The 12,326-nt window shown below is 33.2% G+C and carries 10 protein-coding genes; 8 read left to right on the forward strand and 2 right to left on the reverse strand.

Annotated elements, in window-relative coordinates:
* Positions 1 to 67: 67 nt before the first annotated feature.
* Complete coding sequence (gene pulA, locus ACXAHM_RS25355) at positions 68 to 2,107, reverse strand: type I pullulanase (RefSeq protein WP_474966750.1); 2,040 nt, start codon at positions 2,105 to 2,107, stop codon at positions 68 to 70.
* A 621-nt stretch (positions 2,108 to 2,728) separates the two neighbouring features.
* Between pulA and ACXAHM_RS25360 the strand changes: the two genes are divergently transcribed.
* The 6 genes from ACXAHM_RS25360 to argB all read left to right on the forward strand — a co-directional run bounded on the left by ACXAHM_RS25360 (position 2,729) and on the right by argB (position 8,722).
* Positions 2,729 to 3,322: a GNAT family N-acetyltransferase gene (locus ACXAHM_RS25360; protein WP_474966754.1), complete on the forward strand. Its 594-nt coding sequence runs from the start codon at positions 2,729 to 2,731 to the stop codon at positions 3,320 to 3,322.
* A 46-nt stretch (positions 3,323 to 3,368) separates the two neighbouring features.
* Complete coding sequence (argG, locus tag ACXAHM_RS25365; RefSeq protein WP_474966756.1) at positions 3,369 to 4,580, forward strand: argininosuccinate synthase; 1,212 nt, start codon at positions 3,369 to 3,371, stop codon at positions 4,578 to 4,580.
* 143 nt (positions 4,581 to 4,723) lie between these two features.
* Positions 4,724 to 5,713 (forward strand): N-acetyl-gamma-glutamyl-phosphate reductase, encoded by a 990-nt coding sequence (argC, locus tag ACXAHM_RS25370; protein ID WP_474966760.1) that lies wholly within the window; start codon positions 4,724 to 4,726, stop codon positions 5,711 to 5,713.
* 28 nt (positions 5,714 to 5,741) lie between these two features.
* Positions 5,742 to 6,881 carry an aspartate aminotransferase family protein gene (locus ACXAHM_RS25375; protein WP_474966764.1) on the forward strand — a complete coding sequence of 380 codons (1,140 nt, stop codon included), beginning with the start codon at positions 5,742 to 5,744 and terminating at the stop codon, positions 6,879 to 6,881.
* Positions 6,882 to 6,933: 52 nt separating this feature from the next.
* Positions 6,934 to 7,884, forward strand: coding sequence for an N-acetylornithine carbamoyltransferase (locus tag ACXAHM_RS25380; RefSeq protein ID WP_474966768.1), 951 nt, complete (start codon positions 6,934 to 6,936; stop codon positions 7,882 to 7,884).
* Between the two features lie 58 nt (positions 7,885 to 7,942).
* On the forward strand, positions 7,943 to 8,722 hold the full coding sequence (gene argB / locus ACXAHM_RS25385) for an acetylglutamate kinase (RefSeq protein ID WP_474966772.1): 780 nt from the start codon (positions 7,943 to 7,945) through the stop codon (positions 8,720 to 8,722).
* Here the strand turns inward: argB and ACXAHM_RS25390 are convergent.
* Positions 8,709 to 9,704: a hypothetical protein gene (locus tag ACXAHM_RS25390; RefSeq protein ID WP_474966776.1), complete on the reverse strand. Its 996-nt coding sequence runs from the start codon at positions 9,702 to 9,704 to the stop codon at positions 8,709 to 8,711. The two genes, argB and ACXAHM_RS25390, sit on opposite strands and share 14 nt — an antisense overlap.
* A 75-nt stretch (positions 9,705 to 9,779) precedes the next feature.
* On the opposite strand from ACXAHM_RS25390, the gene ACXAHM_RS25395 reads away from it, so the two are divergent.
* Both ACXAHM_RS25395 and argH read left to right on the forward strand, forming a co-directional pair.
* A complete protein-coding gene (locus ACXAHM_RS25395) occupies positions 9,780 to 10,853 on the forward strand; it encodes a M20 family metallo-hydrolase (RefSeq protein WP_474966780.1) in 1,074 nt (357 codons plus the stop codon).
* Between the two features lie 49 nt (positions 10,854 to 10,902).
* Positions 10,903 to 12,189, forward strand: coding sequence for an argininosuccinate lyase (gene argH, locus ACXAHM_RS25400; RefSeq protein ID WP_474966784.1), 1,287 nt, complete (start codon positions 10,903 to 10,905; stop codon positions 12,187 to 12,189).
* The last annotated feature ends 137 nt before the right edge of the window (positions 12,190 to 12,326 follow it).

Here is a 12,326-nt window from a genome sequence, read left to right on the forward strand (position 1 = left end):
GCTCATTAATTTTACAAAGAGAAATTTCGAGGGTTGATCAAAACATTTTGAAATCTAAAAAATAGATTTACACAGTTTCTGAGATACTCCCATCTTGAATTAAGACCAAAGCTGAAACACCTTCAATTGATATATTACTTATTGTTCTTAATCCTTTTGCAGATGCTTTGTTCCCATCGACAAGTACTGTCCATTTTCCTTTCGGTAAAAATTGACTAATATTTTTCTTCTCTTTATTTGCATTAAAAATAACAACAATTTTTCGAGCTGAATCATTATTCGCATTATTTGAAATAGTATAACCTATTAATAGTTCATCCTTAAAGTCAATGAATTTTAAATTTTTAGCAATCATTTCAGTGGTAGGCATTCTTAAAGCAGGGTGTTCTTTACGAACTTCGACTAAACCTTTAAAGTATTCGAAAATATCATGGTTTTCTACTTTCCAATTCCAGTCTATTTTATTAACTGCATCAGGCTTATTATAAGAATTATGTTCACCATCTTTTGTTCTTAGTAATTCAGCTCCTGAATGTATAAAAGGTATACCTTGAGAAGTTAAAATAACAGCACTTGTGAGTTTATGCATTTTCTTAATTTCCTCTTCTGATGCGTTGGGTTGAGAAACTTTAAGTTTATCATAAAGAGTGTGATTGTCATGACAAGAAACATAAGAAATAGTCTGTGAAGGTGATGGAGCCCATGATGCTTTAGAATAATTTACTTTAGAATAATCAACTTCAGGATGCTGAGTTGAGGCAACAATACCAAACTTAATAGCTTCTGTTAATTCTCGATTACCTTGTACAAACCCTACTTCATCATCATAAAAAACACTCCCTTTTAATGCATCTCTGATATCATCTGAAAATGCAGCTACTCCTTTTAGTTTCGGAGTATTTGCTTTTACTGCTTGTTGATCTTTGGGAAGAGGAGAATCTGCTGCGTTCCAACCCTCACCATAAATTAGTATACTTGGATCAATTTGTTTTAATTCTTTTGCTAGTTGATTCATAGTTTCAACATCATGAATTCCCATTAAATCAAATCTAAAACCATCTAGATGATATTCTTTTGCCCAATAAACAACTGACTCCACAATATATTTACGAGCCATTGCTCTCTCTGATGCAGTTTCATTGCCACAGGCAGAAGCATTTGAATAGCCTCCTTCTTGGTTTTGTCTATAATAATAATTAGGTACTTCAAGTGAAAAATTAGACTCATCACCTGAAAATGTATGATTATATACAACATCAAGAACAACACGAATTCCTTTTTTATGAAAAGCTTGAACCATTTGCTTGAATTCCTTAATTCTTATGCTACCATCGTATGGATCTGTAGAATAAGACCCTTCAGGAACGTTATAATTTTGTGGATCATAACCCCAGTTATATTGAGGCTCATTTAATTTAGTTTCATCAATCGTGTGATAGTCAAAGGAAGGTAATAAGTGAACATGCGTAACACCAAGTTCTTCAATATGATCTAACCCAGTTTTCATTCCTTTTTCATTTACAGTTCCTGTTTCTGTAAGACCGATGAATTTTCCTTTGTTTTTTACCCCAGAATTCTCAGAAATAGTAATATCTCTGACATGAATTTCATATAAAATGGCATCCGTTAATTCTTTCAGAGGAGGTCTTTTATCATTTTCCCAGCCATTTGGATTAGTAGTTGTTAAATCTATAATTTGTCCTCTTTTACCATTAACACCTACTGCAGTTGCATAAATTCCTGGAGTTTCATCCAATACCTTATCACCTACTGTAACTTGATAGGTGTAATATTTTCCAAATAAATCACGATCGACTGTTAGTGACCAAGTTCCTTTTTCAGTAGGCTGCATTGGAATCTTTTCAGTTGGGTTTCCTTTTAATCCATCATCATATAGATTTAGAGTAACTGTTGTAGCAGTAGGAGACCACATTTTAAAAGAAGTTGATGATTTGGTGTACTTTATACCAAGATCACCTTCGAAATAAGGATAGTTTTCATAATCGGCCGTATCAAAATCGTTATGTCCATTGATTGGAGATTGATTACAGGAGGTATTGATCATGACAGTAATTATAAGTAAAAGAGAGTAGAATATTGTTCTCATTTTCATTATTTGATTTATAGTATTTTCGAAATAATCTATTCTAATTTTTGTTTCAAAAAGAATCAATTTAAAGAATGGAATGTTAATTTGATAAGGTTTTTAATAATATACAAAAGTGTAATTGAACCTCTAAATAAGCTATCAATTTTTGATGGAAAATTACTATTTATGCTCTCATTTTATTTGAATAATTAGCTTGTTTAGGTATGAATCTAAAAATTCAAAAAATGACATAGTGTTCAAAATTTAACACTACAAATGACTGTGTTCAAAATTTAACATTGTGTCTTGAAAATATTTCATTCCTGAAATTTATTTATTAAAAAAGTATTAATAAATGCCTGATTTACTTGAATATATCATAGTTAAATGCCTAATTTTGAATATCAAATTAGAGAAGTGAAGAACGGAATAGTACTTTATTTAGGTCATCATTTGAAGCCATAATCTTATTCAATCTAATTGAAAAGTGATGAATTTAAAGGAGTATAATCAATTAACAAAAGGGGTTCTCTCAAGGCGATAAAAAGAGTAAATACGACTTTAGAAACTGATCAGATTATGATTGAGTTTCACAAAGAATTAACTGATCTAACAAGCTAATCGGTTTTAAGTATGACAGTGAAGAATCTAATACAAGAGATGCAACATATATCAAGTTTTTCAATCATTGAAGCAGATATCAATGAGCATAGAGAATATGCGAAAGATATCTGTGCACAAATTGAGGAATCAGCAAAAGCAAGAGGAACAGGTATTGCAAAAAGAAGTGTCGAGTACATCGAAAACAAATTTGCAGAAGGGAAAGGTGTGATCGCTATTGCTGATGATGGAACATTTGCAGGATTTTGCTATATCGAATCTTGGGGACATGATGATTATGTAGCTAACTCAGGTTTGATTGTCAATCCAAAATTTAGAGGTACAGGATTAGCTAAGGCAATTAAGAAAAAAGCTTTTCAATTGTCTCGAAAAAAATATCCAAATGCAAAGTTGTTTGGTTTAACTACAAGTTTACCTGTAATGCGTATCAATAGTGAGCTTGGATATAGACCTGTTACATTTTCGGAATTGACAGATGATGAACAATTTTGGAAAGGATGTCAGAGTTGTGTGAACTATGATATTCTGCAGAGAACAGAAAGAAAACATTGCCTTTGTACAGGAATGATTTTCGATCCAAATGATCCAAGATATAAATCTACAGTAGAGTAATCTACAGAGATAAAAGAAATTTAAAATATAAAAATAGATATTCAAGATGAGTAATAAAGTGGTTTTAGCCTTTAGTGGTGGATTAGATACAACATATTGTGTAAAGTATCTTTCAGAAGAAAGAGGGTTAGAAGTGCATACCGCTATCGTTCAAACAGGAGGTTTTTCTGACGAAGAATTAAAAGAAATTGAAGAAAAAGCATACAAATTAGGTGTGAAGTCTCACGTGACATTAGATCAAACGGATATCTTCTACGATCAATGTGTGAAATACTTAGTTTTTGGTAATGCTTTAAGATATAATACTTATCCTCTATCAGTAAGTGCAGAGCGTGTATTCCAAGCTTTAGCAATTGCTGAATATGCAAAGAAAATTGGTGCAGATAGTATTGCTCATGGATCTACAGGTGCTGGTAATGACCAAATCCGTTTTGATATGGCTTTCAAAATTATCTGTCCTGAAGCAGAAATTATTACTCCAATTAGAGACAATCAATTATCTAGACAAGATGAAATTGATTACTTAATCTCTAAAGGTGTTGAAGGTAATTGGGAAAAGTCGATGTACTCAATCAACCAAGGTTTGTGGGGTACTTCAGTAGGAGGTAAAGAAACTTTAGGGTCAAGACATACTCTTCCTGAAGAAGCTTATCCAACACAAGTGAGTGAGACTATTCCTAAGAAACTTACTTTATCATTCGAAAAAGGTGAATTAGTGGGTATCGATGGTAAAATCTTCGATAAGCCAGTACAAGCAATTCAAGAATTGAACAAGATTGCTTCACCTTATGGTATTGGTAGAGATATTCATGTTGGTGACACAATTATTGGTATCAAAGGACGTGTTGGTTTTGAAGCCGCAGCTCCTGTATTGACAATTAAAGCTCACCACTTACTAGAGAAACATACACTTACAAAGTGGCAATTATATTGGAAAGAACAGTTAGGTAACTACTATGGTATGCTTACGCACGAAGGACAATGGATTGATCCTGTAATGCGTAATATCGAAAAGTTCCTAGCAGATACTCAAGATCACGTAACAGGTGAAGTATTTGTAACATTATATCCATACAGATTTGAGTTAGAAGGTATTGAATCAAAATATGATTTGATGAACAGTACTTTCGGTGCTTATGGAGAAATGAACAATGCATGGACAGGTGAAGATGCTCGTGGTTTTGCAACAATTTTAGCAAATCAAAACATGATCTTTAGCAAAGTGAAAGAAGCTGCTGAAGAAAGTGTAGCGAAATAAAGAATCTTATAAACCTGATAACTTGAATTGGTAAAAAGACTAAGGGTGCGAAGGCTATTTCGCATCCTTTTTTAAATCAATTTTTTGAGATCAGACAAGAATTAAACGAAAAACAAACTCACAAAATATAAAATATTAAGAAGATGAAAGTTGGAATCATTGGCGGCGCCGGTATGACTGGCGGAGAATTACTAAGAGTATTAATCAATCACCCTGAAGTAGAAATTGATTATGTTCATAGCAGAAGCCAAGTAGGAAAACCTATTCACGCTCAGCACAAAGATTTATTTGGAGAGACAGATATTGTATTTACAGGTGAAGTAAAAGACGCTGATGTTATCTTCTTATGCTTAGGTCATGGTGAGTCTGTAAAATTCTTAGAAGAAAATACTTTTGCTCCTGAAACTAAAATCATAGATTTAAGTCAAGATTTTAGATTAGGAGAAGGAATTGTAGAAAATAGATCAATGCAATTAGGTGATCGTGAATTTATCTATGGTTTACCAGAGTTACAAAAAGAAGCGATCCAAGCAGCAAGCAACATTGCAAATCCAGGTTGTTTTGCAACTGCAATTCAAATTGCTTTGTTACCATTGGCAGATGCTCAAAAATTAAATGATGAAGTACATATTAGTGCAATCACTGGCTCAACAGGAGCAGGAGTGAAACTAATGGCAAGTACTGCATTTACATGGAGAACAAGTAATATTTCTCATTACAAAGCATTCAATCACCAACACTTATTAGAAATTGGTCAGTCATTAAATCAATTACAAAATGGCTTTAATCATAAGATCAATTTCATTCCTTACAGAGGTAATTTCACAAGAGGAATTCTTGCTTCATGTTATTTGAAATCAGATTTAACACAACAAGAAGCTGTGAAATTATTCAAAGATTATTATGCGAATGCTGCTTTCACTCATGTGATTGATGGTCCACTTGATTTAAAACAAGTTGTGAATACAAACAGAGGTTTTATTTCAGTAGAAAAGCATGATGATACTTTATTAGTTACTTCTGCGATTGACAATTTACTAAAAGGTGCAGTAGGACAAGCAGTACAGAATATGAACCTTATTTACGGTTTAGATGAGAAGCTTGGATTGAACCTTAAATCAATGGCCTTTTAATTCCATTTCAACTTTAAAATATTAAATCATGGCAAATTTATTTGATGTATATCCATTATTTGATATCGAACCTGTAAAAGGTGAAGATGTGTGGATTTATGATAAAGAAGGACAAAAGTATTTAGACTTATATGGTGGACATGCCGTAATTTCTATCGGACATTCACACCCTTATTATAAAGAAAAATTAAGTCATCAGTTAGATAATTTAGTATTCTATTCTAATAGTATTCAAAACCCTTTACAAAAAGAATTGGCTACAAAATTAGGAGAAGCTTCATGTTATCATGATTGGAACTTATTCTTGTGTAATTCAGGAGCTGAAGCAAATGAAAATGCTTTTAAACTTGCTTCTTTTTACAATAAAAAAACAAAGATTATCTCTTTCTCAAAAGGTTTTCATGGTAGAACTTCTTTAGCAGTAGCAACAACGGACAATCCTAATATTGTAGCTCCGGTAAACGCTGTTCATGATACTTTAATATTACCTTTTAATGATGTAGAAGCTTTACAAAAAGCGTTTGCTGAAAATGAAATCTGTGCGGTAATCGTAGAAGGAATCCAAGGAATTGGTGGTATCTATGAGCCTACCATAGAATTCATGCAAGCAATCCGAACGTTGTGTGATGATCAAAATGCTGTTTTTATTGCAGATGAAATTCAATCTGGATACGGTAGAAGTGGTCGTTTTTTTGCTCATCAATGGTATGACGTAATTCCTGATGTTGTCACTATGGCGAAAGGAATGGGTAATGGTTTCCCTATTGGAGGTGTATTTATTTCACCAAAGTTTGAAGCACATTACGGTATGTTGGGCACAACTTTCGGAGGTAATCACTTGGCATGTGCTGCAGGTATTGCAGTATTAGATGTGCTTGAAGGAGAAAACTTGATTGAAAAATCAGTAGAAGTAGGAGAATGGATTGTAGATCAATTAAAAGATAATCCGGCCATCAAAGAAATCAGAGGTAAAGGTTTAATGTTGGGTATTGAATTAAATGACGCTGTAGCTCCATTGAGAAAGCAGATTTTATTTGATCATAAAATATTTACGGGAGCATCATCGAATAAAAATACTATTCGTTTATTACCTCCATTAACATTGACAAAAGAGCAAGCACAATTATTTGTGGATGCTTTTAATACAGTGACAAAAGAAATTGCTTAATACGTAAGGACACGACACTGTAATGTCCATACCTTAAAATATAAACTAAGAAATGAAAAAGTTTTTATCAGTAAACGATGTTCAAGATTTAAATGAAATCGTTAAAAGTGCATTAGACATCAAAGCTAACCCTGAAGCTTATGGTGATGTTGGCAAAAACAAAATGTTGGGTTTAATTTTCTTCAATCCAAGTTTAAGAACAAGATTAAGTACACAACGTGCCGCACGTCATTTGGGAATGGACGTGATGGTGATGAATATTGATAAAGAAGGGTGGAAGATTGAAACTGAAGATGGTGTAATCATGGATGGCGATAAAGCAGAGCACTTAAAAGATGCTGCAGCTGTAATTAGCCAATACTGTGATATCATTGGAGTTCGATCATTTCCGAATTTACAAAGTAAAGAAGATGATTATGCAGATAGTGTAATGAAAGACTTTGTAAAATATGCACATTCACCAATTGTAAGTTTAGAATCAGCAACAAGACACCCTTTACAGTCTTTAGCCGATTTAGTTACAATTCGTGAGAACTCTGATAAACCGAAGAAAAAAGTAGTTTTAACTTGGGCGCCACATCCAAGAGCCTTACCTCAAGCTGTACCTAACTCATTTGCTGAGTGGATGAATGCTGCTGAAGATGTTGAATTAGTCATCACTGCTCCTGAAGGGTATGAACTTGATCCAGAATTTGCTGGTGATGCTACTTTTACAACAAATCAAGATGAAGCTTTAAAAGATGCTGACTTTGTTTATGCAAAAAACTGGTCTTCTACTGCAGAATATGGTAAAGTGGTTTGTAAGGATATATCATGGGAAGTTACTGCTGAAAAAATGGCATTAACGAATAATGGTAAGTTTATGCACTGCCTTCCAATCAGAAGAAATGTTGTCGCTAGTGATGCTGTTTTAGATAGTGATAATTCACTTATTATTGAAGAAGCAAATAATAGAACATTTGCTGCCGCAGCTGTTTTAAAAGCAATATTAGAAACAGAATAAAAAAATAACAGGCTCTTATGATGTAATAATGACATTATAAGAGCCTCTTTATATAGTTATGAAAATATCAGTAATCAAAGTAGGAGGAAATGTGATCAATGATGAAGTAGCATTATCCTCTTTTTTAGAGCAATTTTCTCAGCTTGAAGGAGCGAAAGTATTAGTACACGGTGGAGGTAAATTAGCAACAGCTATGGCACAACGATTAGGTATAGAACCTAAGATGGTGGATGGCCGAAGAATTACTGATGCTGATACTTTAGAAGTAGTCACAATGGTGTATGGCGGTTTAGTCAATAAAAGAATTGTCGCACAGCTTCAAGCAAAAGGAACGAACGCGATTGGTTTAACGGGTGCTGATGCAAATATTATTGAAGCGGATAAAAGAACAGGATGGGAAATCGATTTTGGCTTTGTAGGTGATGTTCGTAAAGCAAATGCTGGACCGATTGCAAACTTAGCAAAAGATGGTATTACTCCTGTAATTGCCCCTTTAACTCATGATGGTAAAGGACAATTATTAAATACAAATGCTGATACAATGGCTCAAGCAGTGGCTGTAGCTTTAGGTCAGGCAGGGCATGAAGTCTCTTTAAGATACTGTTTTGAAAAGGCAGGAGTTCTTTTAGATATCAATGATGATAATTCTTTAGTAGAAGAATTAGACCCTCAAAAATTTGAGCAGTTCAAAGCCGATGGTGTTGTAGCTGATGGAATGTTACCTAAGTTGAAAAATGCTTTTGATGCCATTGAGGCTTCTGTAAAAGAAGTATGGCTAGGTAAAGTAGAAGGTTTACTAGCCAATACTCCAAAAGGAACAAAAATTATTGGAGGATAGTTTTCTGATCTATCTTTAATTCTTGAATACGTTTGTAGAGATTTTGAATGTTTTCGTAAGAAACTTCTGAACACCAAAAAGTGTGACATTCAAAGTCATCAGTATAGATATGAATACCGTATTTCTTACTCACATTTGCCATAGAAATATGACTAATATTTTTTAGAGGTAAAGTAACTTTTTGTTGAAAAGGTAACCTAGGAATTACATACATGTATTCTTTATCTACACCAAATTTTGGAGAATAGAATAAGGCATAAAAGATCACAGAAACATTAATTCCTATATAAAAGAATATGCTTAAGGATTGATTAAGGTTGTTAGGATTACCATAAACGATTTTAATGATAGGTAGAAATATTAAAGAAGAGATTATTAAGGTAAGTATCACATTGAATCTTGAAAAGATACTACTCTGAAAAAACTCAATATTCAATTTATCATACTGAAAAATATTCTTCAGGTAGTTCTTTTTGGGAATTCCTTTAAAATCAAGCTTAAGCATTGAATCTTTTGTATATCTATTGATTTGATCAAAGATTTGGAGTATTTCCTCTTGGGACTGATAGATGGAATAATCAATTATAAATTCCTTTTCTTTAGTATATATTTTTACCTCACTAATTTGAGAATAAGGAGGTTTATTGGGATACTTTTTATCACTCTCTAAAGTATGATGGGGAAATAAATCAAGGCTTGTAATATCTGAGATTGGTACGATTTGTTTACCATATTCTATTTGTTGAGGCGTGAAATTTAATGGAATATATTCTTTAGTAGTAAGCTTTTTAAGTGCAAATATTAATGCTGTAAAAGCAGTTACAAGAAAGTATATACCAATATGAGCTTTCACCTCAATTTTTGAAAAGGAAGAGAAATTTAAGATGATGTATCCTAAATAACTTAGATTTCCAACCGTAAATATTGTCGTAGCAATTGAAGAAGAATTATGCTCTTTTTTGTTGAATTTAGCTGAGTACACGATTTATATAGTTAGATTATATTTAATTAATAACTAAATTTATTAATAGAGAATATTTTTAGTAAAGAAATAAAGATGAAACACCAAGTATTAGCAGATAAGGCTGTTGAATTATTAAAAGAAATGATTGCAACAGAGTCATTAAGTAAAGAAGAGGATGATGTAGCTGAAATTGTAGCCCGTTTTTTTATAGAAAATAATGTAGAAATTCATCAATACAAAAATAACCTGTGGGCTAAGAATGTTCATTTTGATCCCAACAAAGAAACAATATTACTCAATTCCCATATTGATACAGTAAAGCCTAATAAAGATTGGACAAGAGATCCTTTTTCACCAACGGTTGAAGAAGGTGTTTTATACGGTTTAGGAAGTAATGATGCAGGTGGTCCATTAGTTAGTTTGATCGCTACTTTTCTTCATTTTTATGAAAGGGATAATCTACCTTATAATTTGGTTATTTGTGCTTCAGCAGAAGAAGAAATCTCAGGAAGAGAAGGAATTGCTGATGTATGGGATCAGTTACCTCAAATAGATTTTGCAATTGTTGGAGAGCCCACTCAAATGCAATTAGCAGTAGCAGAGAAAGGTTTAATGGTATTGGATTGTGTTGCTAAAGGAGAATCTGGTCATGCTGCAAGAGAGGAAGGTGTCAATGCAATTTATAAAGCTATGGAAGATATTGAATGGTTTAAATCATATCATTTTCCTGTTGAATCAAATACGCTTGGACCAATTAAAATGTCAGTGACTTGTATCGAGGCAGGGACACAGCACAATGTGGTGCCCTCTGAATGTAAATTTGTTGTAGATGTGAGAACTACCGATGCCTATACTAACGTAGAAACATTGGCTCATATCAAAGAACATGTTTCATGTCAGATTACACCAAGGTCGACGAGATTGAATCCTTCAGGAGCACCGATGAATCATCCTGTTGTGAAAGCTGGCTTACAGTATCAAAAAGAGGCTTATGGATCTCCAACTTTATCAGATCAAGCACTTATGCCTATTCCAAGTCTTAAAATGGGACCTGGTGATTCAGCACGTTCTCATACCGCTGATGAATATATACTAATCAAAGAGATTGAGGACGGAATAAATGATTACATTCGCATATTAGAAGGTGCTTTTATCATTAAGAATTAAAAAGAACCTTGTTTTGAGGAAAAATAGAATTAGATAAAATTATATACAAATGAAACTTTGGCAAAAATCATCTTACACAGTAAATGAAAAAGTAGATAAATTTACGGTAGGAAAGGATAGAGAATTAGATATTTTATTAGCTCCTTATGATGTAAAAGGTTCAATGGCACATGCTACAATGTTAGCTGAAGTGGGACTCTTAACAGAAGAGGATAAAGATATTTTATTAAAAGGTCTTCAAGAGATTTATGAAGAAATTGAAAGAGGCGAGTTTGTCATTGAAGATGGTGTGGAAGATGTACACTCTCAAGTTGAGATGTTATTGACACAACGTTATGGTGATGTAGGGAAAAGACTTCATTCAGGGAGATCGAGAAATGACCAAGTTTTAGTAGACCTTAAGTTGTATTTAAGAGATGCAATTAAGGAAATGGCTAAAAATACAAAGAGTTTATTTGATACATTAATTGCAAAATCAGAGGAGTTTAAGGATTACTTAATGCCAGGTTATACGCATATGCAAGTAGCAATGCCTTCTTCTTTTGGTTTATGGTTAGGAGCTTATGCTGAGTCATTAGTGGATGATATGGTGATATTGAAAGCTGCTTTTGAAATTACAGATAGAAACCCTCTAGGTTCTGCTGCTGGATATGGTTCGTCATTCCCGTTGAACAGAACAAGAACTACAGAATTAATGGAATTCCAATCAATGGCCGTTAATGTAGTTTATGCTCAAATGGGTAGAGGAAAAACAGAATATCATGTAGCCAACGCAATGGCATCAGTAGCGGCTACAGTAGCCAAATTGTCAATGGATGGCTGTATGTATGCAGGTGGTAACTTTGGTTTCATTAAATTCCCTAATGAGTTCACTACAGGTTCTAGTATTATGCCTCATAAGAAGAATCCTGATGTCTTGGAATTAACGAGAGCAAAGTGTAACCAAATTACATCGCTTCCAACTCAAATCATGTCTATCTTGAGCAATCTACCTGTAGGTTATCATAGAGATTTACAACAGATCAAGGAAATTTTACTTCCTGCAATTGAGATGTTGAATGATTGTCTTGAAATGACAAAATTAATGTTCGAAAAGATGGAACCTACAAAAGATCTATTGGAAGCACCAATTTATGATTATCTATTCTCAGTAGAGGAAGTAAATAAATTAGTACTACAAGGAATTCCATTTAGAGAAGCTTATGTGATTGTGGGTGAGGGTATCGAAAAAGGAGAATACAATCCTAAAAGATCTGTAAATCACAATCATGAAGGAAGTATCGGAAACCTCGGTAATGATTTGATAAAAACAAGAATGGACGAAGTATATTTCTAATCCATTTTTTTTAAGATAGATAAGCTCAATAGTTAATGACTATTGGGCTTTTTTTTCTGAAAAAGTATTGTGAAGTATACCTTCTACTTGTAGTATTTGGGCATATTTATTCCTTTACATTCTCTAATGTATTTTCA

Source organism: Flammeovirga sp. AWQ4_249 (genome assembly GCF_056161045.1).

Bases quoted from the DNA above. Each gene is read 5' to 3' on its own strand.
- pulA (WP_474966750.1), bottom strand. From the start codon at position 2,107: ATGAGAACAATATTCTACTCTCTTTTACTTATAATTACTGTCATGATC.
- argG (WP_474966756.1), top strand. From the start codon at position 3,369: ATGAGTAATAAAGTGGTTTTAGCCTTTAGTGGTGGATTAGATACAACA.
- argC (WP_474966760.1), top strand. From the start codon at position 4,724: ATGAAAGTTGGAATCATTGGCGGCGCCGGTATGACTGGCGGAGAATTA.
- ACXAHM_RS25375 (WP_474966764.1), top strand. From the start codon at position 5,742: ATGGCAAATTTATTTGATGTATATCCATTATTTGATATCGAACCTGTA.
- ACXAHM_RS25380 (WP_474966768.1), top strand. From the start codon at position 6,934: ATGAAAAAGTTTTTATCAGTAAACGATGTTCAAGATTTAAATGAAATC.
- argB (WP_474966772.1), top strand. From the start codon at position 7,943: ATGAAAATATCAGTAATCAAAGTAGGAGGAAATGTGATCAATGATGAA.
- ACXAHM_RS25395 (WP_474966780.1), top strand. From the start codon at position 9,780: ATGAAACACCAAGTATTAGCAGATAAGGCTGTTGAATTATTAAAAGAA.
- argH (WP_474966784.1), top strand. From the start codon at position 10,903: ATGAAACTTTGGCAAAAATCATCTTACACAGTAAATGAAAAAGTAGAT.